The sequence below is a fragment of the Solwaraspora sp. WMMB762 genome (genome assembly GCF_049179115.1).
GTDB lineage: Bacteria > Actinomycetota > Actinomycetes > Mycobacteriales > Micromonosporaceae > Micromonospora_E.
In genome coordinates this window covers 6,599,068-6,621,799 of sequence record NZ_JBMHMD010000001.1, presented here as the reverse complement: position 1 = coordinate 6,621,799, position 22,732 = coordinate 6,599,068, and the positions used below count along the sequence as shown (strand labels likewise).

Sequence of the window (22,732 nt, the reverse complement as noted above, 5' to 3'; positions counted from 1 at the left end):
CCCACCGTCTCCGCGAGGAGGGACATGGACACCGTGACCGGTACGGCGACGCAGCCCGAGGTGCCGTACATCGCCGACCCGTACCCGACGTTGGCCCGCATCCGGTCCAACGGCCCGGTGTCGATCCTGCACAGCGACGAAGGGCTGCCGATGTGGGTGATCGCCCGGTACCGCGACGTGCGGGCGGCGCTCGCCGATCCGCGGTTCGGGCAGGACGCCCGGCGCGCCCAGGCGCTCGCCGACGACCGGGTGGCCGGGGTCACCCTCGGCGGTGACGTCGTCCACATGCTCAACAGCGACCCGCCGGACCACACCCGGCTGCGGCGACTCATCCACGCGGCGTTCACCGCCCGGCGGGTGGCCGCGATGCGGCCGATGGTGGACCGGATCACCACGTCGCTGCTCGACGGCATCGCCGGACGCCGGACGGTGGATCTGGTGAAGGACTTCGCCTTCCCGCTGCCGATGCTGATCATCTGTGAGCTGCTCGGCTTCCCGGCCGAGGACCGCGCCGCGTACCGCGCCTGGTCGACGGCGATCCTCACGCACAGCGACGACCCGGCGGACTTCGCCACCGCCCTCGGTGAGATGACCGACTACATCGGCGGGCAGCTGCGGCACCGACGGGCCCATCCCGGCGACGACATCCTGACCGGCCTGCTGGCCGCCCGGGACGCCGGTGAGCTGACCGACGACGAGATCGTCGGCATGGTCTTCCTGCTGCTGATCGGCGGCCACGAGACCACCGTCAACCTGCTCGGCACCGCCACGCTCGCCCTGCTGCGCCACCCCGACCAGCTACGGTGGCTGCTGGCGAACCGACCTGCGCTGCCGGCCGCGATCGACGAGTTCCTGCGCTACGAATCGCCGGTCAGCATGGCGACGCTGCGGTTCACCACCGAGCAGGTCGACATCGACGGGGTACGGATTCCCGCCGGTGAGCTCGTGCTCGTCTCGCTCGGCGGCGCCAACCGGGATCCGGACCGGTTCCCCGACCCCGACCGGCTGATCCTGGACCGGGGCGACCCCGGACACCTGGCGTTCGGCCACGGTCTGCACCGTTGCCTCGGCGCGTTCCTCGGCAAGCTCGAAGGCGAGCTGGCGCTCGGCGCCCTGCTGGACCGGCATCCCGGGCTGACACTCGCCGCCGACGAACACGAACTGCCGTGGCGGAACACGATCATGCTCCGAGGGCTGGAATCGCTGCCGGTGGCCCTCGGTGACTGACTCCGTGACTGAGTCCGTGACCGACTCGGCGCCTGAGTCGACGACTGAGACTGCGGCGGCCGGGACAGCGGCCCGGCGGTTCCGACCGCGACTCAGCTTCGCGCCGCTGCGCTCGCGCGGCTACCGCCTGCTGTTCGCCGCCGAACTGGTGTCCGTGTTCGGCGACGCCTTCCACGCCGTCGCTCTGCCGTTCCTCGTCTACCAGCTCGGCGGTGGCGGGCGCGAGCTGGGCCTGCTGGTCGCCGGGTACGGGGTGTGCCGGCTGGCGACGACACCGCTGGGCGGGATCCTGTCCGACCGGATCGGACCGTGGCGGGTGATGCTGATCTCCGACCTGAGCCGGGTCGTCTTCACCGCCGGCATCGTCGCGGCCGCCGTCGCCGACAACCCGTCCGTACCGGTGATCGCGGTGCTGGTCGCCGGCACCGGCCTGGGCGCGGGCCTGTTCCAGCCGGCTGCCTACGCGATCACCCCACGGCTGCTGCCGGCCGATCAGTTGCAGGCCGGCAACGGGCTGCACAGCACCGCGAGTTTCACGGCCGGGATGATCGGCCCCGGGGTGGCCGGGCTCGTCGTGGCGGCGCTCTCCCCGGCGGTGGCGTTCGGCGTGGACGCGGCGACGTTCGCCGTCTCGGCGGTCTGCCTGGCGATGATCGGCGGCGTCGCGCGGGGCACGGTGCCACCTCCACCGCCGCCGGTCGACGACGGCCCGCAACCGGGCAGGGCGGGACCGGACGGTGGCGCACCGCCGTCTGACGCACCGCCGGTCGGGTTCTGGCGGCTGCTACGCGAGTCGGCGCTGCTGCGCACCGTGCTGCTGGTGACCGCCGCCGCCAACCTGACCGTCGGCGGCATGGTCCGGATCGGGTTGCCGTCGCTCAGCAACGGCGAACTGGCCGCCGGCGCGGGCGGACTGGGTGGGCTGCTGGCCGCGTTCACCGCCGGCTCGCTGGTCGGTGGGCTGTTCTCCGCCGGCCTGGCCGGGCTGCCCCGACGCGGCGCGACGGCGATGCTCGCCGGCATGACGCTCGGCCTGGCGATCGCCGCCGTGCCGTTCGCCGGCTACCTCGGCGCGGTGGTGGCCCTGGTGGTGGCCGGTCTGGCCAGCACCGTCACAAATGTGCTGGTGATCACCACTATGCAGCAGAGCACCGCGCCGCACCTGCTGGGGCGGGTGATGAGCGCGATCGTCTTCGCCGCGCTGAGCCTGTTCCCGCTGTCCACGGTGGCCGCCGGCCTGGTGGTCGACAGGTACGGCAGCACGGCGGTCTTCCTGGCCTCCGGGGCGACCCTGCTGGCCGCGTTCGCCTTCGGCCTGTCCCGCCGCGAGCTGCGGCAGCGGTGACGGCGGGACGCCTCCGTCACCCGGTCCGTGAACCGGTCACCAGTTCACCCGCCGGATCAGTGCCCAGTCGTGGTCGTCGTTTCCTCTACAGCCAGTCACTTCGATGTTCTCGTCCAGTCCACCGGTCCCGGTGCCGCGCACGTCGAGGCAGAGGTTCGAGGCGGTGTTGATCAGCCGGTAGAACTGGGTGTCGCCGGAGCTCACCGTCGGCTGCAGTCGCCAGTACTGGTTCTCGTCGTCGAAGCAGCCGGTCTCGTACACCCTGGTTCCCGCCGGAACCGAGCCGAGGCCGGGCAGGTCCAGACAGTACTGGGAGGTGATGCTACGGATCCAGTACAACTGGTTGCCGGCGGAGTCGACCCGGCGCGGGACGAAGGCATACTCCTGGTTGTCCTGGGTGTGCACGTAGCAGAGGTTCTGCAGGACCGGTCCGTCGCGTGGCCCGGCGCCGATCCCCGGAATGTCCATGCACATCTCGGTGGCCAGGTTGTAGACGAAGAACGGGCCGTACGCACGGTTGGTCCCGTCGGCGTCCGTGGCCTTGACCGGTGGCTGGTCGGAGGCGCTCGGCTCCGGGGCGCTCGGCTTCGGCGTCTGCGCCGTCGGCGCTGGCTGCGCGGGCGCTGCCGGCGGGGTGGTCGGGGCGCCGGTGGTTGCCCCGGCCTTGGGCTTGGGCGTGGTGGTCGGGCTCGCCGACGGGGAGGCAGCGGCCGGCGGGGCCAACCTCGGGTCCTTGGCGTACTCGGCCTCGAAGCGGCTCACCTGCTCGGCGAGGGCCAGGATCCCGTCGCCGCCCGGCACCTCGGCCAGCGTACGGATCGTCGGGTCGCCGCGGAGGAACGCCGCCAGTGCCAGCGGATAGTCGTCTGGTCCGGTTCCGGGTACGGCCTCCAGGAGGGCGCACATGGCCTGGCCGAGAGCCGGAACAGCCGAGGCCGGGGTCCACGGCGACGCCGTCGCCGACGGCTGTGCGTAGGTCACCCACATCTGGGGGAGGAACTGCGCGATGCCCTGCTCGCCCAACGGGCCGAGCCGCTGCGGGTCGAACGCGGAGGTCGCCATGAGCTGCGCGGCGACCCGAGCCGGAGGCAGTTGCGGGCAGACCGCACCAGCAGCCTGGATCAGTTCGAGATGCGCATCCGGCACCGGCGACGGCGCGGCGTCGGTGGCGGCCCGCGCGACGGCCGGTACGAACGTCTCGGGCGCCGCGTCACCACTGCCACCGAACTCCGGCTGCAACGCATACCAGATGGCGTACCGCTCCACGGTGTCGATGTACTCCTGGGCGCCGGCCGGGACGTCACCAGCATCGACGACCGGCTCCATGCCGACCCAGTGCGCCGCCAACGCCAGCTGCCACCGGTCGCCGTCGATCTGCAGCACCCGGAGCTGGCCGACCAGCTGGCACATGTGGCGGGCGAGGGCGGTGACGCTGGCTTCCCGGTCAGCCGGCCGCGCCTCCTCCCAGGGGGCCCACTTCTCCCACACGGTCGGCACCAGACCGGCGACGCCCTGCCCGCCGACCGAGCGCACCGCCTCGACCGGCATCCCCGAGAACCGGGACGCGACCATCACCTGACCGGCGAGCCGCGCCGGGGTCAAGGTGGGACACGACGTGGCGGCCTCGGTCAGCAGGCGAAGATCCGCGTCGGACACCCTGGTGCCGGGCAGCGGCTCACCGGCGTCGGCCGGGCTGGGTGCCACCGAGGCGGTCAGGGCAACCATCGTGACCAGGCCCATGACCGCCCCGGTGAGGATCCGGAACTGACTCCTCATCGAGATACTCATCGCATCGCCTCGTTCGGCACCGATCTCACACCTTTCAGCCAGCACCAGATGCCAGCCAGCACCAGATAGAGGCACCGTCCGAGCCCGACGCAAGGGCACAGAGTGCTCATGGTGGATCGTTCGCATGATATGTGCGGCCGAGCGCGGGCAGGGATGATCGAGGTGAATCCCTAGTGATCAGCTGGCCAGCACCGTCACGAACCTACTGGTGATCACCGCCCGCGCCGGGCCGGCCGACGGGTGGCGGTCCGGGTGCGGACCGCAGGGCCTGCCGCAGGTAGGTCAGACCGTCGAACGCGAGCCGGTCGGGCGACGCGGCGAGGGGCCGCCAGATCGACGCGGCGGTCGCGATCGTCTCGTTCTCCGGGGTGAACGACTCGATGCAGATCGCGCCCCGGTACCCGGTCGTGACCAGGGCGGTGAGAAACCGGGGCCAGTCCAGGTGGTCCGCGCCGGGAGCCCCCCGGTCGGTGCCGCTGACCTGGACGTGCTTGATGTACGGCCCAGCGGCGGCGACCGCCGCGTACGGATCGGCCTCCTCGATGTTCATGTGGTACGTGTCGATCATGAGCCCGACGTTCGGCGGTAGACCGTCGATCAGCTCCACCGCCTGATCGATCGTGTTGACCACGCTCGTCTCGTACCGGTTCAAGGCTTCGACGCCGATCGACACACCGTGGGCGGCCGCATGGTCGGCGACCGGCGCCAGGGCCCGACGGAAATCCGCGTAGCAGGCGGCGCGGGCGGCCGGGGTCATCCGCCAGGTCCGACCCACCGAGGCGTAGACCGGCCCGCCGACGGTCGGCGCGCCGACGGCCACCGCGCTGTCGACGCAGCCTTTCAGGTAGGCCACTGTCGCCTCGACCACCGCCGGTGGGGCGTCGACGAGGTCCCGGCCGGGTGGGGTGACCGCGCAGACGCCCGCCGCGGTCAGTCCGAGTTCCGCGAGCAGATCCCGGGTACGGCGCGGATCCCAGTCGCCGGACTGCTCGATCGGCAGTTCGACGGCGTCGAAGCCGAATCCGGCGATCCGGGGCAGCAACTCGGCCAGGGCCGCGTCGTCCACCGGCGAGGTCCACACCCAGGGGTTCACCCCGATCTGGTACACCGGGCCTACTTCCAGCGCTGCGGGTAGCCCGGCAGGCCGGTGCAGCCGCACATCGCGTAGTGCAGCGGCGGCATGTCCGGGTCGAGGTAGCTGTCCAGATTCTCCTCCGTGATCGTCGGCTGCGGCAGCTTCCACGGATTGGACACCTGCTGGCCGTCGAGGATCCGCAGGGCGGCGATGATCGGCGTACGCCACTGGTAGGTCGGGTAGGTCGGGGCGATCGCGGTGAGGCCGTTGTCCTTCCACATCCGCAGGAAGTCGAGCTGGTCCTCGCCGTTGATGGGTGGCACCGGCTTGCCGGCGTCCTGGAACGCCTCGACCGCGGCGACCGCGACCGCGCCGGCGTCCATCCAGACACCGTCGATCGTGCCGTACCGCTGGATGTAGTCGTCGACGATCTTCTTGGTCTTCGCCGGGTCGCCGTCGGTGAACTCGACTCCGACGACGTCGACCTGCGCCCGGTCGAAGACGACCTTCGCGGCGGACCAGCGAGTCTCCAGCACGTCGACGCCGGGCAGGATGCGCAGGGCGAGCAGCTTGCCGCCGGGGGTCATCCGCTGGCTGACGAACTCGGCGCCGACGTGGCCGAAGCCGTACCCGCCGATGGGGTTGATGAACGTGACCGGACAGTCGGTGTCCACTCCCGGCTCCGTCGGTCGCAGCCAGTGGAGCCGAGGCCGCCGGCCGTCAGACGACAGGCACCGCCACATCACGGTGCACGCCGGGCAAACCAGATTCGTGGCGCACCTCGACCCCGTCACAGCCCCAGACGGCTGGCAGCTCGACCGCAACCAGCACCGCATCACCGCACACCGAGGCGATCGCCTCCTGCACGACGTCGTCATCGACGATTCGCCCCTGCACACCGCAGTCCGCGACGCGGTGTCCCAGCTTCTCAGCGACAGCCCTCTTCCGCCGCCAGACTTGTCACCGCTACGGCGAATCGCCGCTCTCGCTCAGCTCCTCCGCACCCAGCAGCCCGACCTCGCGCTGACCGCGAGCTAGCCTGGGTGGGTTCACCGCCCACGACGCCTCGATCCAGGTCGGATCGGTGATCCGGCTACTCAACTGGTTGATGGATCGCGTCGCCTCGACCGCAGAAGCGTGCTTTGCCAAGCGTGCGATAGTCGTCGGCGTGACGTTCCCGCTCGAGGCGCTGTCCGACGCGGTGCTGGCGCGGACCGAGACCTGGTCGAGTCTGACCATGTCGTGGCACACGCGGCCGATCGAGCCGAACCACGGCAAGCCGATCGTGATCAGCGAGCTCGAGTCCGCCTCGTGGCTCGCCGAGATCGCGATCTGGAGCACCGGCGAAGCCGAGGTGGCGACGGTCCGTCTGGCTGACGACAGGATCGTCAGCAAGCACTACGACCTGCACGGCCTCGGCGACCTCGAACACCTGCTCGACGAGGTCGTCGCCCTACTCACCGAAGACCGCATCCCCGACGCCGCGATCGTCGCCCACCAGCCGACGACACCAAGGTGAGACCACCCCGAGGGCTACGCCGGTGGCGTCCACCGGGGCGGTCCCGGTCCCGTCGAACGGCGACCGGTCCAACGGCTCCCGAGCGCCCGGCGAGCACCGGGCCGGGCGTACGGCGTAAGGCCCCGACCGGGCGGAAACCGCTGGTCGGGGCCTTGGTGTCTGGTACGCCGCGTAGGACTCGAACCTACAACCCGCGGATTAAGAGTCCGCTGCTCTGCCAGTTGAGCTAGCGGCGCTCGCTGACAACGCGGGCAACCCTAGCATGTCCGGCCGTCCAGCTTCCAACCAGTTGCCGGCAACGAGCCGTCTGTCCGGCGGACCTGCCCATGTGCGCGGATCTGGCACCCTTCCGGATCAGGCACGAAGGGCATGGCGGGTGATGCACGATGTCGGCAGGGACGGAACAAGGAACGGGGACTGGCATGCACAAGGTCAGGAGGGGTTGGTCGGTCGCGGTGACACTGGCAGTCATCGCACCGGCGGCACTGGCAGGGTGTGGATCGGACAAAACGCCACGATTCGTCAACGGCCAGGTGGCCACGGCGAGTCCGACACCCCCGCCGGAGCCGTTCGAGTTCGCCATCGCGCCGAAGACGGACGCGAAGAACCTGCCGATCAGCACGGAGATCGGCACCACGGTCAGCGGTGGGGAGGTCACCTCGGTGACCCTCGTCGAGGACGGTGGCGGCGAGGTCAGCGGCAGTATGCGGGAGGACGGCACCGCCTGGGTGCCGGACAAACCACTCAAGAATCAGAAGAAGTACACGGCGACTGTCGTCGCGACCAGCAGCACCGGGGAGGAGGAGACCAAGACCACGTCATTCACCACGATGGGCAGATCCGGGTCGCAGACCGGCACCGGCCTCTACCTGTTCGACGGACGGACGTACGGGGTGGCGATGCCGGTGGTGGTCGAGTTCTTCCCCGGCATCCCGGAGCAGGAGCGGGCCAGCGTACAGAAGCGGATGTTCGTCAAGACCGACCCGCCGCAGCCGGGCACCTGGCACTGGGTGTCCAACGGTACCCAGGCGTTCTACCGTGCTCCGGACTTCTGGCAGGCCGGCACGACGTTGACCACCCGGATCGCGCTGGACGGTCACCCGACCGGTGACGGCCGGTACGGAGACATGGACCGGGGCGCCACCGCGAAGATCGGCGAGAAGGTGACCGTGGAGGTCGACAACGCCACCAAGCAGCTGTCGATGTTCAAGAATGACAAGCTGGTCAAGCAGATGCCGGTCAGTCTCGGCAAGCCGAGTACGCCGTCGTCGAGCGGCACCATGGTGGTGATGGACAAGCAGGAACAGACCGTTTTCGACACTTTCGCCGAGTTGGGCCCGGAAGAGGGCTACCGGACGGACATCTCGTTCGCCCAGCGGCTGACCTGGGGTGGCGAGTTCATCCACGCCGCCCCGTGGTCGGTCGGCGACCAGGGGGTACGCAACGTGTCACACGGCTGCATCAACATGTCGATGGACAACGCCAAGTGGCTGTTCAACCAGACCAGGGTCGGTGACCCGGTCACGGTCAAGGGCACCGAGGTCCAGCTCGCCAACGGCAACGGCTGGACCGCCTGGAACCTCACCTGGGACGAGTTCGTCAAAGGTAGTGCGTTGCCGGTTCCGGCCGATCTGCAGCCGGCAGGGGCTGGTTCACCGGCACCAACGGCACCGACTCCGGTACCGACAGCAACGTCCGGGTGACGGTCGATACAGTTCCGGTCGGCATCAGATCGGCACAGTATGACATCTGAATAACTGCCAAACACGGATGAATAAGACACGGCTGACCGATCGGACCGGATGATCCGGGAAATATCGGTCAGCCGTGTCGATGTTGCATACGTTGAGGCACGAACCCGGGAGTTGCCCCACTGCGTCTTTGCTGGACGATGGGATCCGGGGACCGAACTTCGTGAGGGGATCATGCGAGTCAGCCGCTTCCAGGTAAAGCCGCGCACCGGACGGGCACGACCGCCCGTACCGCGGGTTGTCACGGCCGTCGCGCTCGCCGCGGCGCTCGCCCTCACCGGTGCCTGCACCGGCGCCGGCGACGCCCCCACCTGGCAGGGCGGTACGGAGGCCGACCCGAGCCCGCAGGCCCAGGCGACGATCACCGAGCCGGCCGCCGACGCCACCGACGTGCCCGCGTCGACGGCGATCACGTTCACCACCACCGAGGCGGCGCAGACCACGGTGGAGTTGACCGACGCCGACGGCAACCCGGTGCCGGGCGAGGTCGATGCCGACGGCACCGTCTTCCTGCCGAACGGGCAGTTGGAGTACGACGCCGCGTACACCGCGACGGTGACGGTGACCGGCGACGACGGCGAGACCACCGTGACCAGCCACAACTTCCGGACCATGGCCCAGCCGGGCAACCAGGTGCGGGTGTCCAGCTTCCTGGGCGACGGCAACGTGGTCGGCGTCGCGATGCCACTGATTCTGCGGTTCAGCCGGGACATCCCGCAGGACTACCGCGACGACGTGCAGCGACGGTTGAGCGTCGAGACCGAGCCCGCCCAGGAGGGCATCTGGTACTGGGTGAGCCCCACCGAGGTCCAGTTCCGGCCACGCGAGTTCTGGCAGGCCGGCACCCAGCTGTTCTACAAGGCGCAGACCGGTGGCCTGCCGATGGGCGACGGCTGGTACGGCCGCAACGACCTGACCGTGGACGCCGAGGTCGGTGCGGCGCTGGTGATGACGGTGGACAACGCCAGCAAGACGATGGTGGTCACCAAGGACGGCGAGACGATCAAGGAGATCCCGGTCAGTCTCGGCAAGCCGAAGACGCCTTCCTCCAGCGGCACCATGATCGTGATGGAAAAGCTGAAGGAGACCGTCTTCGACACGTACGAGGAGCTGGGCCCGGAGGAGGGCTACCGGACGGACATCGAGTACGCCCAGCGGCTGACCTGGGGCGGCGAGTTCATCCACGCCGCCCCGTGGTCGGTGGCCGACCAGGGGGTACGCAACGTGTCACACGGCTGCGTCAACATGTCGATGGACAACGCCAAGTGGCTGTTCAACCAGACCAGGGTCGGTGACCCGGTCACGGTCAAGGGCACCGAGGTCCAGCTCGCCAACGGCAACGGTTGGACGGTGTGGAACCTCAGCTGGGACGAGCTCGTCGAAGGCAGCGCCCTGCCGTACGAGCCGGAGTCGACCGAGTCGACCGAGTCGGCAACGACGGAGTCGACGCCGGGCGGTGCCGCCGGCGGGTCCGGGACCAGCTCGGACCCGCAGGCCTGACCCGTCCCCGCCCGGGACGGGCACCGAGCGAAAAGCGCCCGGCCAGGATCTGATCCTGGCCGGGCGCTTCGGTATGGGGTGACTGAAGGGACTTGAACCCTCGACACCCGGGACCACAACCCGGTGCTCTACCTGCTGAGCTACAGCCACCAAGAACCACACCCGGCAGACTGCCGCGTGGGGTGCCGACCAATGATAGCCCTACCGGCGGGCATCACGTCGAGCGGGTTCCGCCGGGCCTGCCCAGCCGCCACCCAGCGGCCGGTCATTCGGCGGCGGTCAGAGGCCGACGGCGGTCAGAGGCCGGCGGCGATCGCCTTGGCCGCGTCGACGTCCGGGCCGGGCAACGGCACGAAGATCGACCGCCGGTAGTACTCCAGCTCCCGGATGCTCTCCCGGATGTCCGCCAGCGCCCGGTGCGACAGCCCCTTGGCCGGCTGCCCGAAATAGACCCGGGGGTACCACCGGCGGCACAACTCCTTGATCGACGAGACGTCGATCATGCGGTAATGCAGGTAGGAGTCGAGTCGCGGCATGTCGCGGGCGATGAACCCGCGGTCGGTGGCGATCGAGTTGCCGCACAGCGGCGCGGTCTTCGGCTCCTGCACGAAGCTGGTCACGTACTCCAGCACCCGGTCCTGCGCCTCGGCGAGGGTGACCGCCGAACGCCGCACCTCCTCGGTCAGCCCGGACTTGGCGTGCATCTCCCGCACCACGTCCGGCATCCCGGCCAGTGCCTCCTCGTCGGCGTGGATTACCAGGTCGACGCCGTCACCGAGCACGTTGAGGTCGGAGTCGGTGACCAACGCGGCCACCTCTATCAACGCGTCCCTGCCGAGGTCGAGCCCGGTCATCTCACAGTCGATCCAGACAAGAAGATCCGCCACGCGGACAGCCTACGCGGCGCCGTCCAGCAGCCTGCCAGGTCACCGGCGGCGGCCCCCGCTAGGCTCGCGGGCGTGCCCGCCGACACCCTCCCGGACGGCCCCGCGCCGCGTCCCGTCGACGACAGATCCCGCACGCCGCGCCGGGTCGCGGTCGTCGTCGCGCTCAGCGCCGCCGTGGTCGCTGCCCTGATCTGGTACGGCAACCGGCACGACTTCTACGACCTGAAGATCTACCTGAGCGCGATGCGCTGGTGGGCCGACGGCAACCCGCTGTACGACTACGTTCAGCCCGACATCGTGCAGGGCCAGCTCTACTTCACCTATCCCCCGTTCACCGCGCTGTTGCTGCGCCCGTTCGCGGCCGTGGGCGCCGGGACCGCCGCCGCCGTGTTCACCGTCGGCACGCTGCTGGCGGTGGTGGTCACCACGGTCTGGCTGGTCACCCCGATCGCCCGCCGGCGTGGTCTGCCGCGCTGGTGGCTGGCCGGTCTGGCGGTACCGCTGGTGGTGCTGATCGAGCCGACCCGGGAGACGATCTTCCTCGGGCAGATCAACATGCTGCTGGTCGTGCTGATCCTGGCCGACCTGCTGTTCGCCGTACCGAAGCGGTCCCGCTGGGCCGGCGTCGGCATCGGCCTGGCGACGGCGATCAAGCTGTTCCCGGGGATCTTCATCGTCTACCTGCTGGTCACCCGCCGGTGGCGGGCGGCGCTGGTGTCCTGCCTGGCGGCGGCGGCCGCCACCGCGCTCGCCGCAGCGGTCGCCCCGGCCGAGTCGTGGCGGTTCTGGTTCACCGAGCTGTGGAGCACCGAGCGGGTGGGGCGCGGCGACTACACCGGCAACCAGTCGCTGCAAGGGCTACTCGCCCGGCTGGCCGCTCCGGCCGAGCCGGACCGGCTGGTCTGGCTGGTGCTGGTGACCGTCGCCGCCGGCTACGGGCTGTGGCGCGCGGCCCGTGCGGTACGGGCCGGCGACGAGCTTGCCGGGCTGACCCTGACCGGTCTGGTGGCCGCGCTGATCGCACCGATCACCTGGCCTCACCACGTCTACTGGTTCGTCCCGGCGCTGATCGTGCTCCTCGACGCGGCGCTGCCGGACCGCCCGCTGGTCGCCGCCGGGCCGCAGCCGGCGGCGGCCCGGCGCGGAGTCCGGGCCGCCGGACCGGCGGCGTCGGTGGCGTTGGCGGCGGTCATCTTCGCGGCGCTGGTCGTCGGTGTCGTGTCACTGATCGACTGGGGGCACGCGAAGGTGCCGACCGACGATCCGGCCACCTTCGTGTTGCGCAACCTGTACGTGCTGGCGGCCGCGCTGCTGCTGGTCAGTCTGCCGATCCGCCGCCACCCGACGTCGACTCCGGGCGGGTAGCGGCCGCTGGGGCAGTTGCCGGAGCAGGCGTCGGGCGGCGGGTCCGGGCGAACGCCAGCCCGCCGAGTGCCAACCCGCCGAGGCCGGCGAGCAGCCCGACGATCCCCACCCCGAGCGCCGCACCGTTGCCGCCGGTGTCGCTTTCGCCGGCGTCGCTGCCGGTCGCGGTGTCGTCGGCCGGCGCCTCGTCGTCGACCTGTTCCTGACCGCCGCCGACGGCGGGGCTGTCCTCCTCCGCCGAGGTCAACGTGAGCACGCTGGCCGGGGTGGCCGGCTCCTCCTCACCGGGCACCGGAACCTCGATCCACCGCACCACGGTGCCGTCGGAGTAGGTCTGCAGCGACTTGAAGACCAGCTGCTCGGCCTCGGGCAGCGGGCCGAGGGAGACCGGGAACTCCACGAACTCACCCGGCTGCACCCCGGCCTGCGGGTTGTCTGCGGTCCACACGATCCGGGACACCGCCTCGGTGACCTGGGCACCGTGCACCTCCAGTGGCGGATCCACTGGCGCCACCTGCACATCGGCGGTCCAGCCCGGCACCCGGGCCAGTGTCACCGAGGCGACCGGTGCGTCCTCCGGCATCACCACCTCCACCTCGACGGTGCTGTGTTCGTCGCTCTCGTTCGGCACCCGGAACGCCAGCCGGGCGTAGTCGCCGACGGTGGCCTGCGATGGGTTGACCGAAATGTGCGCGGCCGCCGGGGCGGCCAGGCCGAGGACGCCGACGAGGACGGCCGCACCGGCGAGCGCCGCGGCGCGGACCGGTGTGCGTCGGTGACGGAGCATGAAGTAGCCCTTTCTAGTTGATTTCCACCGTCGTGGAGACGGTCGCCTGATCGATGTCGGAGATCCGGACGGTGATCCGCAGCTCCCAGTCTCCCGCCGCCGGCAGGCTGATCTCACCGGTGGCGTGGTTGTCGGTCAGCGGCAGCAGCGGTATCTCGATCGGCTCGACCCCGCTGGCCGGCAACGCCGCCGTGGCCTGCCACTCGATCACCGGCTGCGGCCGGTTGTCCTCGGTGTAGGCGTACAGGTGGACGGAGTTGTTGCCCCGCCGGGCCGGGTCCACCTCGACCTGCAGCGAGTAGATGTCACTGTTCAGCGTGGTAGAGAAGTAGCCGCTGTCGGCCCGCAGGTCCTCGCCGATGGCGGTCCGGGCCGGGGTGGTCTGCACCAGCACCGCGGTGACCGCCAGCACCACGGCGGTGACGGCCAGTTCGGCAACGATCGCCTGCCGCATCCGGCCGGGACGGCCGGCGGCGCTGCGGTTGCGCACCAGCTGCCGCGAGTACGCCGCCACCGCGAGGACCAGCCCGAACAGGCCGATCTTGGCCAGCAGCAACCGGCCGTAAGTGGTGCCGAACAGCGCCTCGAGGGTGCCCACCTCGATCAGCGCCTGCACCGTACCGGCCAGCAGCAGGGCACAGACCGCCAACGCCGCCCAGCGCGACCAGATCGGCAGGATCGCGGCGAGTTCCCGCTCCTCGGCCTGCCGGAGCAGGAACACCGCGAGCATCGCCAGACCGCCGAGCCAGACCGCCATCGAGCTGAGGTGTACGGCGTCGATGACGACGGAGACGGCCGGCACCGGCGAAGCGCTCGGGTGTCCGGCCAGTGGCCAGGTGAACACCCCGATGACGGCCAGGACGCCGAGCAGGATCTGGTCACTGCGGCCCTCCGAGCCGGCCAGGAACGGCCGCAGCAGCACCGCCGTGGCGGCCAGCACCCCGAGCCGGACCAGCAGCGCGGCGCCGATCCCGCTGCCGAGGACGTCGCGCAGCGCCGCGCCGTCGGCGTCGCCGATCCCGCCGCCGGTGACGTACGGGGCCTGCAGCCAGATGGTCGCCAGGGTGGACGCCGCGACGAGTCCCAGCCCGGTCCAGACCAGGCGGCCCGGCCCGCCGCGGGCCAGCCGGCGCGGCCAGAGCATGCTCAGCACCAGCACCGGGCCGACGATCAGCAGCAGTCCGGCGTACCCGACGAACTTGGCCGCCTGCAGCAGCCCGCTGACCAGCGGATCGGTGTCGGCGCCGCCGTCGTCGGTGGGCACCGCCGACGGCGCGCCGACCGAGTAGGTGAAGCCGCCGCTGACCGGGTGTCCGTCGGCGGAGATCACCCGGTAGCTGACCAGGTAGGTGCCGCGCGACGTCTGCTGCTCGACGCCGACGGTGACCACCGCTCCGTCGAAGACCGGCTCGCCCTGGTCGACGCGCTGCCCGTCCGGGGCGATCACCCGTACCCGGTCGGGGACCTGCCGCACCGATTCGGAGAAGGTCAGCACCACTTCGGCCGGCGCGTTCGGCAGCACCGAGTCGGTCACCGGGCTGGTGCTGACCAGGACGGCGTGTGCGCTGGCCGGCGCGGCGGCGGGTAGCAGCACCACGGGCAGCGCCGCCAGCAGCAGGCCGGCGACGGCCACGAGGCGCGACGTCCATCTATTCGTTGCGGCAGTCATGGGCAATATGCTCGCCGGTCCACCTGGGCCCGCGCGACCCGGCTCCCCTCATTTGTGGTTGGTCGGCTGATCGGGGGCCGAAGTTCCGGTGATGCCCGATGTGACGTACGACATCGGATTTTTCGGTTTGTTGGCACGTCGCCGTGGAACTCGGCACCGGGTGCGCAGCGACTAACAGACATGAGGGTACGACCCTGGATCGGTGCCGCCGTCCGCCTCGGGCTGGCCGCCGTGTGGTTGTTCGCTGGCGGGTCGAAGGTCACCGACCTGGCCGGGTCCGGCCGGGCGGTCAACGCCTACCAGGTCTTCCCGTACGACCTGGCGATGGTGATCGGCGCCGCGCTGCCCTTCGTCGAACTGGCGCTCGGCGTGCTGCTGCTGATCGGGCTGGCCACCCGGCTCTGCGCGGCCGTCTCAGCCGGCCTGCTGGTCGTCTTCATCGCCGGCATCACCTCCGCGTGGATGCGCGGGCTGCGGATCGACTGCGGCTGCTTCGGCGTCGGCGGTGAACTGGCCGCCGGGCAGACCCCCGCCTACGGCCCGGAGATCGCCCGCGACCTTGCGTTCCTCGCGCTCGCCGGGTTCCTGGTGTGGTGGCCGCGCACGGCACTGTCGACGGATTCGTGGGTAAACAACAGCAGATAGTCGGATTTCAGGTAGATCGGCGGGTGACGGTGATGAGCCGGCGAGTGGAGCAGAAGAAGGCAGCCCGGGTGGTCCGCGAACAGCTGGCCCGGGAGCGGCGGCGCCAGCGCGCCCTCTGGACGTCGGTGGCGGCCGTGGTGGCGCTGGTCCTCGCCGGCATGATCGGCTGGGCCGTCTACCAGACCCAGCGCGGCGGCGAGTACACCGCGCCGCCCGGTGCGGTCGCCGACGACTCCGGCATCCCGATCGGCGACGGCCCGGTCACCGTCGACCTCTACGCCGACTTCCTCTGCCCCGCCTGCCGGCAGTTCGAACAGCAGGTCGGCCCGACCCTGGACCAGCTCGTCGAGGATGGCAGGATCACGCTCGTGTTCCACCCCGTCGCGATCCTCGACCGGCTCAGCGACGACGCGTACTCGACGCGGGCGTCGGCGGCGTCCGGCTGCGCGGCGGCCGGCGGCAAGTTCGAGGAGTACGCCGCCGCGCTCTACGAGCAGCAGCCGGCCGAGGGCGGCCCCGGGCTCAGCGAGGAGCAGCTGATCGCCATCGGCGGTGAGGTCGGGCTGGACACCGGCAGCTTCGGCCAGTGCGTCCGGGACGACACCTACGCCGGCTGGCCGGCCCACGTCACCGAGCAGGCCGGCCGGGCCGGGGTCAGCGGCACCCCGACCGTCATGGTCGACGGCGAGACCGTCGCATCGAGCGCCCAGGCCATCACCGCCGCCGTCGACGCGGCCGGCTGACGTGCTGTTCACCCGACGGCCGGCGCAGGCGCGGGCCACCCGGCGGCTGGCGGTGTTCGTCGGCGTGGCGGCGGTGCTGCTCACCGGTGCCGCGACGCCGGCCGCCGCGCACGGCGCGGACGCCCCCGCGGCCACCGACTACCGGGTGGCGGTGACCGGCACCGTGCCGGCCGTCGACGGGCTCACCGTGCGGGTCGTCGAGGCCGGCGCCCGACTCGAGCTGACCAACCACAGCGGCCGGCCGATCGAGGTACTCGGCTACACCGGGGAGCCGTACCTGGAGATCCGACCGGACGGGGTCTACCAGAACCGGCGCTCCCCCACCGCGTACCAGAACGAGACCCTGTCCGGCGACACCCCGGTGCCCGCCGACGCCGACCCGGCCGCACCGCCGGACTGGCGACGGATCGCCGACCGCCCGGTGGTCCGCTGGCACGACCAGCGGACCTACTGGCTGGACGCCGCACCGCCGGACGTGGTGCGGGCCGCACCCGACCAGGTGCACCGGGTACGCGACTGGGTGGTGCCGCTGCGCGACGGCGTCACCCCGGTCGAGCTGCGCGGCACGCTGGACTGGATCCCGCCGCCCGACCCGCTGCGCTGGTGGGGCGGCACGCTGCTCGGCAGCGTACTGCTGGCGGTCGCTCTGGTGGCCACCGCTCGGCGCGGCCGGTGGACCGCACAGCTGGTCTCCGCCGGCGGGCTCGCCGTCGGCGGCGCGGCCGCCGTCGGCTATGCGATGGCCCGCGCCGTCGAATCCGGCACCGGTGGGCCGTCCGGCCTGCTCAGCGTGCTGCTCGACGGGCCGGTCTGGGCGTTGCTGACCGGGCTGGCCGCGCTGGCTGCCGCCGGGTACGCGGCACGCCGCCGGCCCGGTGCCGAGCTGGCCCTCGCCCTGACCGGCGCCTGCCTGGCGATCTTCGCCGGGGCGGCCAACGCCGCCGTGTTCACCCGGGCGATCGCCCCGGTGCCCGGACCGGCCTGGTGGCCGCGGATCGTGGTCGCCGCCGTCCTGGTCAGCGGGGCCGCCGTGACGCTCGGCGCGGTGCTACGCCTGCGCGCGGAGCCCGTCACCGGTCCGGGCGGCGTCGGTCGGGCCGCCGGCGACGGCCCGGACAGCGTCGGTCGGGCCGCCGGCGACGGCCCGGATGGTGTCGGCCCGGACGGTCGCGAGCTGGCGCGCGGCGAGCAGCGGGTCGAAGCCCAACGGTAGCTCCAGCCGGTGCCGGGCCAGCAGTTGCGCGTCGGCGAGCAATTCGGTGGTCGGACCGTCCGCCACCACCCGGCCGCCGTCCAGGATCACCGACCGGTCGCACAGCTCCAACGCGTACGGCAGGTCGTGGGTGACCATCAGGATCGTCACCGGCAGCCGGTGCAGGATCTCGGCCAGCTCACGGCGGGCCGCCGGGTCGAGGTTCGACGACGGCTCGTCCAGCACCAGGATCTCCGGACGCATCGACAGCACCGTCGCCACCGCCACCCGCCGCCGCTGACCGAACGACAGGTGCTGCGGGGACCGGTCCCGGTGCTGCGCCATCCCGACGGCGTCGAGCGCCTCGTCGACCCGCGCCGCCAGCTCGGCGCCACGCAGCCCCAGGTTCGCCGGGCCGAACGCCACGTCCTCGGCGACCGTCGGCAGGAACAGCTGGTCGTCCGGATCCTGGAAGACGATGCCGACCCGGCGGCGCACCTCGGCGAGCGTCGACCGCCGCTGGTCCACCGGCAGCCCGCCGACCTCGACCTGGCCGGACCCGCCCCGCAGTACGCCGTTGAGGTGCAGCACCAGGGTGGTCTTGCCGGCGCCGTTGGGCCCCAGCAACGCCACCCGGGCCCCGGCCGGCACGGTCAGATCCACCCCGTGCAGCGCCGGATGCCCGTCCGGATAGCTGAACCGCAGGTCACGCACCCGCAGCGACGGCGGCACCGGACCGGCAGGCTGCACCGGACCGGCAGGCCGTGTCGAACCGGCGTCGATCGGACCGCTCACCGCGACAACACCGCCACGGCGGCGATGGTAGCCGCCGTCACCGGCACCGACGCGGCCAGCGTCCACTGGCCGACCGTGGCACCGCCGGTGGCCTGCCAGGCCACCGGCATCCGACCGGTGTAGCCGCGGGAGATCATCGCCAGGTACACCCGCTCGCCGCGCTCGAACGCCCGCAGGAACAACGCACCGACGCCGGCTGCGAAACCGCGTACCTGCCAGAGGAAACGCGGGTCGTCACCCCGGGAGATCCGGGCGATCCGCATCCGCCGGGCCTCGTCGACCAGCACGTCGACGTAGCGCAGCATGAACGTGGCGATCTGGGTGACGATCGACGGGCAGCGCAGCCGGTCCAGCCCGACCAGCAGGTCACGGCTGGTGGTGGTGGCCGCCAGCAGCAGCGACGCGAGCACCCCGAGGGTGGCCTTGGCCAGGATGTTCCAGCCGCCGTAGAGGCCTTCGACGGACAGGCTCAGACCGGCGACCGGGATCCGTTCACCGCCGGCCAGCAACGGCAACGCGAACGCGAAGGCCACGAACGGGACCTCGATCAGCGACCGCCGGGCCAGCCAGCCGGCCGGCACCCGGGCGACGACGGCGACCGCCACGACCAGCAGCAGATAGCCGCCGAAGGCCCACAACCGCTCGCGCGGGGTGGCCACCACCACCAGGGTGAACGCCAGCATCGCGGCGATCTTCGTCTCCGGCGGGAGCCGGTGCACCGGGCTGTCCCGCTCCAGGTGCAGCAGCTGTGTGTGCCCGGCTCCCACCGCTGGTCAGCTCTTCGGTCCGCCGGCCGGCGCCTCGATGGCCGCTGCCTCGGCGGCCGGTGTCCCGGCAGCCGGCCGGCGGCTGCGGGTCAGCCAGAACAGCCCACCGGCGACCGCGAAGGTGAGTAGCACCCCGACCGCGCCGGCGACCGCCGTACCGACGAAACCGTTGTCCACGGCGGTCAGGCCGTAGTCGGCGAACGGGCTGTCGGCCAGCTCGTGGTCCTGCGCGCCGGAGCCCATGCAGGCCCCGCCGACGATCTCCTCGCCGTCGAGTTCGCAGCCCCGGGTCGACGCCGAGTCCAGCCCGTCGGGCGAGCCGGAGGCGAAGTTGCTGACCACGCCGGCCAGCAGCAGCGAGACGAACAGGCCGGCCAGGACGAAACCGGTGTTGCGCTTCATACGGCACCTCCGGTGGACGCGGGCTGGGTGGTGGCGGGAGCGGCCGGTGTGCTCGGCGTGCTCGGGCGGCGCAGTCCGCGCAGGGCGTACACCAGGTCCGGACGCGTCCGGGCGACGGTCAGCACGGTGACCGCGGCGATCAACCCCTCACCCACGCCGATCAGGACGTGGGTGCCGGTCATCAGGGCCAGCACCTGACCGAGGCCGAACTCCTGCAGCTGCGTGGTGCCGCCGATGGCGTACTGCAGCACGAAGCTCAACGCGGCGGCGACCACACTGACCACCGACGCGACGAACGCGGTGACCGCCAGTCCGGTCGGGGTACGCGGCAGTAGCCGCAGCAGGACGAAGATCAGCCCGTACGCCGCGGCGGTGCCGACCAGCGCCATGTTGGTGACGTTCGGGCCGATCGCGGTGACCCCGCCATCGGCGAACAGCAGTGCCTGCACGATAAGCACGATCGACACGCAGAGCGCGCCGACCCACGGGCCGACCAGCAGCGCGGCCAACGCGCCGCCGAGCAGGTGGCCGCTGACCCCGGGCAGCACCGGGAAGTTGAGCATCTGGACGGCGAAGATGAATGCGGCGACCAGGCCGGCCATCGGGGCGAGCCGGTCGTCGAGGTCCCGGCGGCCGCGGACCATGCAGTACCCGAAGGCCACCGCGGCAAGCACGGCGTAGCTGATCGCTACGGGGCCGTTGAGCACCCCGTTCTGGATGTGGAGTGCGAGGGGGTCCACCTGGTTCCTCCCGGCTGGGCAATCCGTTGGTCGCGTAGCCAGCCTATTTCGCTGTCGCTGCTCTTGCATAGGGCATGCAACTAATCACGGTTGGCGGTCCGACCCGGCCAACGGCCTCGGAGTAGGCTCCGGCCATGACCTCAGCTGCCACCGGCGGGCCGGTCCGCCTCGCGCCGGGCGATTCCGCCCCGGAGTTCACCCTGCCGACCGACAGTGGCGACCAGTTGTCCCTCAAGGAGCTACGCGGGCGCAACGTGGTGCTGTACGCGTACCCCTCGGCGATGACCCCGGGCTGCACGAAGCAGGCGTGTGATTTCCGCGACTCGCTCGCCGGACTGCAGGCCGCCGGCTACGAAGTGGTCGGCATCTCTCCCGACAAACCGGAGAAACTCGCCAAGTTCCGCGAGCGCGACGGGCTCACCTTCCCGCTGGTGTCCGACCCGGACAAGACCGTGCTCACCGCGTACGGCGCCTACGGCGAGAAGCAGCTGTACGGCAGGACGGTCACCGGGGTGATCCGGTCGACCTTCGTGATCGACGCCGACGGGCGGATCACCAGGGCGCTGTACAACGTCAAGGCCACCGGCCACGTCGCCAAGCTCCGCCGCGACCTCGGCCTCGACTGACGCAACAGCCGCCGCCGGCCCCGGCTCCGGCTCCGGCCGACCGGGATTCGGCTAGCCTGTCCTCGGCACGTAACCTAGAAGCGCTCGGGGCCGTAGCCCAATTGGCAGAGGCATGCGACTTAGGATCGCACCAGTGTGGGTTCAAGTCCCGCCGGCCCTACCCAGCGCCTGGCACCCAGGCCCACCCGGAGTCGACACACCGCGATGATTCCCCCGCTCTCCGTACGGCTGGGTTTCGTTCTTGATCCGCCGCTCGTCGACGAGCTGCGCGAGCGGATCATCGCGCTCTGGGCGGACGCGACCAACGCCGGCGGCGCGGTCGGGTTCGTCGCCCCGGTGACCGTCGCCGACGTGCGTCCGACCGCCGAGGCGGCGTTCGCCGGGGTCGCCGCCGGCATCGACCGGCTGCTCGTCGGCCACGACGATGCCGGGCTGGCCGCGTTCGTCTTCGTCACCAGCAACCGGTTCGACCTCAAGGAGCACTGGCGGGTGCTCAAGCGGGTGGTGGTCGCACCGGACCGGCAGGGGCGCGGCTACGGGCTGGCCCTGATGGCCGAGGCGGAGCGGGTCGGCCGGTCGATGGGCCTGTCCGCGCTGCAGGTCACCATCCGCGACGGGCACGGGCTGCCGGCGTTCTACCAGCGGTGCGGCTACCGGGAGGTGGGCCGGCTGCCGGGCGCGCTGCGGGTGGCTGACGGCGACGACCGGGACGAGATCATCATGTGGCGGGAGCTGAGCGGCGCACCGGCGAACTGGCCAGCCACAGACTGGGTCGGTCAGCCGCAGACCGACGGTCGGTCAGCCGCAGACTGACGGCGGGTCGGTAGGAGCCGCAGCCGGCACCGTTGACGGGCTGGCGGCCGCGCCGAGACCCGCTGCACCGGCGGTTGGCGACGGACCCGGCGAGGCCGACCCGGTGGGCGTTGGATCTGGCGACGGTGGTTCGGCGGTCGACGTAGGCTGCGCCGCCGTGGACCGGTCACCGGACCGGTCGGCACCGGAGCCGCCGACGGCCGAGGACGACCCGGACGATCGGGAGCCGGAGCTGGAACCCGATCCGCTGCCGTACAGCCGCACGTCCGTCTGCTGGGTCCGCCCCGGGGCCAACTGGACCCCCGGCACGGTCGCCCGGTTGCCGTACACGTCGGTGACCCGCAGGGAGTACGGGCCGGGGCCGAGCCCGTCGTCGGCGAGCCAGTAGTTGTAGTCGTGCCGGACAAGTCCGCGCCACTCCGATCCGGTTCGGGCCTCGACGGTCGCGAGCGGGTTGCCGTGGTCGGTGACCCGCACCGCGAACCACCACTGCGACGAGCCCTCCTTGACCCGCACCGCGAGCGGCCCGGTCGGCGGGTCGACCACTGCCCGGTAGCTGATGTCGACGATGCCCCGCACCGGGTCGGCGATCCGGGCGAACGCCTCCCGGGACAGGTCGAGGTGACCGACGGCGCACTCCGGGCACTGGTCCATGACGACGACGCGGACGGTGCCGCGTGGACCGGTGACGTCGAGGTGCCCGCCGCACGCGGCGGCGTCGGCGTACTCGTCCGGGCCGAGCGCGACGTACATCCGGTCTGCCGGGGCGCTGTCGAACGAGCAGTTGCCGCCCTGCCCCTGCGCGTCGTAGAAGGTGGCCTTGCCCTGATGGGTGCCGCCGCCGACAGGTGGTGCCGCGCAGGCCGGGCTGGCTCCGACCTGGGCGGCCAGCAGCAGGCCGAGCAGGCCGGCCCCGGCCGCGGCCGCACCGCCGGCCAGCCAGCGGGTCCGGCCGGTCCAGGTTGACCGGCCGGCCAAGGTTGACTCACCGGCCCAGGTTGACCGGCCGGCCCGAGGCCGGCGGGCAGGGGAGGCGGGTCCGTCGTCGGTCACGTCCGGTGATGCTGCCGTACTGCGACGTACCCGGGCAACGGTC

The 22,732-nt window shown here is 71.6% G+C and carries 22 protein-coding genes, 3 tRNA genes and 1 pseudogene; 12 read left to right on the top strand and 14 right to left on the bottom strand.

Going from position 1 to position 22,732, the window contains the following annotated elements:
* Positions 1-24: 24 nt before the first annotated feature.
* Both ACN27J_RS29785 and ACN27J_RS29780 read left to right on the top strand, forming a co-directional pair.
* Entirely contained in the window at positions 25-1,227 is a 1,203-nt protein-coding gene (locus ACN27J_RS29785; protein WP_421371311.1) for a cytochrome P450 family protein, read from the top strand.
* A gap of 16 nt (positions 1,228-1,243) precedes the next feature.
* Positions 1,244-2,572, top strand: coding sequence for an MFS transporter (locus ACN27J_RS29780; protein WP_421372596.1), 1,329 nt, complete (start codon positions 1,244-1,246; stop codon positions 2,570-2,572).
* 36 nt (positions 2,573-2,608) lie between these two features.
* Here the strand turns inward: ACN27J_RS29780 and ACN27J_RS29775 are convergent, their stop codons facing one another.
* The 4 genes from ACN27J_RS29775 to ACN27J_RS29760 form a co-directional block, all read right to left on the bottom strand.
* Complete coding sequence (locus ACN27J_RS29775) at positions 2,609-4,360, bottom strand: RICIN domain-containing protein (protein ID WP_421371308.1); 1,752 nt, start codon at positions 4,358-4,360, stop codon at positions 2,609-2,611.
* Between the two features lie 202 nt (positions 4,361-4,562).
* A complete protein-coding gene (locus ACN27J_RS29770) occupies positions 4,563-5,468 on the bottom strand; it encodes a sugar phosphate isomerase/epimerase family protein (protein ID WP_421371307.1) in 906 nt (301 codons plus the stop codon).
* 5 nt (positions 5,469-5,473) lie between these two features.
* Positions 5,474-6,109 (bottom strand): substrate-binding domain-containing protein, encoded by a 636-nt coding sequence (locus tag ACN27J_RS29765; RefSeq protein ID WP_421371305.1) that lies wholly within the window; start codon positions 6,107-6,109, stop codon positions 5,474-5,476.
* 46 nt (positions 6,110-6,155) lie between these two features.
* Positions 6,156-6,332: a hypothetical protein gene (locus ACN27J_RS29760; protein ID WP_421371304.1), complete on the bottom strand. Its 177-nt coding sequence runs from the start codon at positions 6,330-6,332 to the stop codon at positions 6,156-6,158.
* Positions 6,333-6,519: 187 nt separating this feature from the next.
* Between ACN27J_RS29760 and ACN27J_RS29755 the strand changes: the two genes are divergently transcribed.
* On the top strand, positions 6,520-6,954 hold the full coding sequence (locus ACN27J_RS29755; protein WP_421371302.1) for a hypothetical protein: 435 nt from the start codon (positions 6,520-6,522) through the stop codon (positions 6,952-6,954).
* A gap of 160 nt (positions 6,955-7,114) precedes the next feature.
* On the opposite strand, the gene ACN27J_RS29750 is transcribed toward ACN27J_RS29755, so the two are convergent.
* A tRNA-Lys gene (locus ACN27J_RS29750) sits at positions 7,115-7,190 on the bottom strand.
* 186 nt (positions 7,191-7,376) lie between these two features.
* Here ACN27J_RS29750 and ACN27J_RS29745 point away from each other — a divergent pair.
* Together ACN27J_RS29745 and ACN27J_RS29740 are read left to right on the top strand one after the other, a co-directional pair.
* Positions 7,377-8,657 carry an Ig-like domain-containing protein gene (locus ACN27J_RS29745; protein ID WP_421371300.1) on the top strand — a complete coding sequence of 427 codons (1,281 nt, stop codon included), beginning with the start codon at positions 7,377-7,379 and terminating at the stop codon, positions 8,655-8,657.
* A 222-nt stretch (positions 8,658-8,879) separates the two neighbouring features.
* Entirely contained in the window at positions 8,880-10,205 is a 1,326-nt protein-coding gene (locus ACN27J_RS29740) for an Ig-like domain-containing protein (RefSeq protein ID WP_421371298.1), read from the top strand.
* Between the two features lie 74 nt (positions 10,206-10,279).
* Here ACN27J_RS29740 and ACN27J_RS29735 read toward each other — a convergent pair.
* Together ACN27J_RS29735 and orn are read right to left on the bottom strand one after the other, a co-directional pair.
* Positions 10,280-10,355, bottom strand: a tRNA-His gene (locus ACN27J_RS29735).
* 146 nt (positions 10,356-10,501) lie between these two features.
* The gene (gene orn, locus ACN27J_RS29730) at positions 10,502-11,092 is read right to left on the bottom strand and encodes an oligoribonuclease (protein WP_278167479.1); all 591 of its coding nucleotides are present in this window, start codon (positions 11,090-11,092) and stop codon (positions 10,502-10,504) included.
* A 72-nt stretch (positions 11,093-11,164) separates the two neighbouring features.
* Here orn and ACN27J_RS29725 point away from each other — a divergent pair, with 72 nt between their 5' ends.
* Positions 11,165-12,457: a glycosyltransferase family 87 protein gene (locus ACN27J_RS29725; RefSeq protein ID WP_421371296.1), complete on the top strand. Its 1,293-nt coding sequence runs from the start codon at positions 11,165-11,167 to the stop codon at positions 12,455-12,457.
* On the opposite strand, the gene ACN27J_RS29720 is transcribed toward ACN27J_RS29725, so the two are convergent.
* Complete coding sequence (locus ACN27J_RS29720) at positions 12,411-13,244, bottom strand: YcnI family protein (protein WP_421371294.1); 834 nt, start codon at positions 13,242-13,244, stop codon at positions 12,411-12,413. The two genes, ACN27J_RS29725 and ACN27J_RS29720, sit on opposite strands and share 47 nt — an antisense overlap.
* 13 nt (positions 13,245-13,257) lie before the next feature.
* Positions 13,258-14,922 carry a copper resistance CopC/CopD family protein gene (locus tag ACN27J_RS29715; RefSeq protein WP_421372592.1) on the bottom strand — a complete coding sequence of 555 codons (1,665 nt, stop codon included), beginning with the start codon at positions 14,920-14,922 and terminating at the stop codon, positions 13,258-13,260.
* Positions 14,923-15,093: 171 nt separating this feature from the next.
* Between ACN27J_RS29715 and ACN27J_RS29710 the strand changes: the two genes are divergently transcribed.
* Genes ACN27J_RS29710 through ACN27J_RS29700 form a run of 3 tightly spaced genes read left to right on the top strand, consistent with a single transcriptional unit; the run spans position 15,094 to position 17,514 of the window.
* Positions 15,094-15,558, top strand: a complete 465-nt coding sequence (locus tag ACN27J_RS29710) for a DoxX family protein (RefSeq protein ID WP_421371292.1) — start codon at positions 15,094-15,096, stop codon at positions 15,556-15,558.
* Between the two features lie 32 nt (positions 15,559-15,590).
* Positions 15,591-16,301, top strand: a complete 711-nt coding sequence (locus ACN27J_RS29705) for a DsbA family protein (protein ID WP_421371289.1) — start codon at positions 15,591-15,593, stop codon at positions 16,299-16,301.
* Between the two features lies 1 nt (position 16,302).
* Positions 16,303-17,514: a hypothetical protein gene (locus ACN27J_RS29700; RefSeq protein WP_421371288.1), complete on the top strand. Its 1,212-nt coding sequence runs from the start codon at positions 16,303-16,305 to the stop codon at positions 17,512-17,514.
* Here ACN27J_RS29700 and ACN27J_RS29695 read toward each other — a convergent pair.
* The 4 genes and pseudogenes from ACN27J_RS29695 to ACN27J_RS29680 form a co-directional block, all read right to left on the bottom strand.
* Positions 17,494-18,243 (bottom strand): annotated as a pseudogene (locus ACN27J_RS29695) (energy-coupling factor ABC transporter ATP-binding protein); the annotation flags it as partial. The gene ACN27J_RS29700 and the pseudogene ACN27J_RS29695 overlap by 21 nt on opposite strands.
* Positions 18,244-18,284: 41 nt before the next feature.
* Complete coding sequence (cbiQ, locus tag ACN27J_RS29690; protein ID WP_421371287.1) at positions 18,285-19,055, bottom strand: cobalt ECF transporter T component CbiQ; 771 nt, start codon at positions 19,053-19,055, stop codon at positions 18,285-18,287.
* 6 nt (positions 19,056-19,061) lie between these two features.
* Positions 19,062-19,457, bottom strand: coding sequence for a PDGLE domain-containing protein (locus ACN27J_RS29685; RefSeq protein ID WP_421371285.1), 396 nt, complete (start codon positions 19,455-19,457; stop codon positions 19,062-19,064).
* The gene (locus tag ACN27J_RS29680) at positions 19,454-20,197 is read right to left on the bottom strand and encodes an energy-coupling factor ABC transporter permease (protein ID WP_421371283.1); all 744 of its coding nucleotides are present in this window, start codon (positions 20,195-20,197) and stop codon (positions 19,454-19,456) included. Before ACN27J_RS29680 ends, ACN27J_RS29685 begins: the two co-directional genes overlap by 4 nt.
* Before the next feature lie 134 nt (positions 20,198-20,331).
* On the opposite strand from ACN27J_RS29680, the gene bcp reads away from it, so the two are divergent.
* The 3 genes from bcp to ACN27J_RS29665 all read left to right on the top strand — a co-directional run bounded on the left by bcp (position 20,332) and on the right by ACN27J_RS29665 (position 21,636).
* Positions 20,332-20,823: a thioredoxin-dependent thiol peroxidase gene (gene bcp, locus ACN27J_RS29675; protein ID WP_278167469.1), complete on the top strand. Its 492-nt coding sequence runs from the start codon at positions 20,332-20,334 to the stop codon at positions 20,821-20,823.
* 86 nt (positions 20,824-20,909) lie between these two features.
* Positions 20,910-20,983: transfer RNA gene (locus tag ACN27J_RS29670), tRNA-Leu, on the top strand.
* A 44-nt stretch (positions 20,984-21,027) separates the two neighbouring features.
* Positions 21,028-21,636 (top strand): GNAT family N-acetyltransferase, encoded by a 609-nt coding sequence (locus tag ACN27J_RS29665; RefSeq protein WP_421371281.1) that lies wholly within the window; start codon positions 21,028-21,030, stop codon positions 21,634-21,636.
* On the opposite strand, the gene ACN27J_RS29660 is transcribed toward ACN27J_RS29665, so the two are convergent.
* A complete protein-coding gene (locus ACN27J_RS29660; protein ID WP_421371280.1) occupies positions 21,622-22,614 on the bottom strand; it encodes an expansin EXLX1 family cellulose-binding protein in 993 nt (330 codons plus the stop codon). The genes ACN27J_RS29665 and ACN27J_RS29660 overlap by 15 nt on opposite strands.
* Positions 22,615-22,732 lie beyond the last annotated feature (118 nt).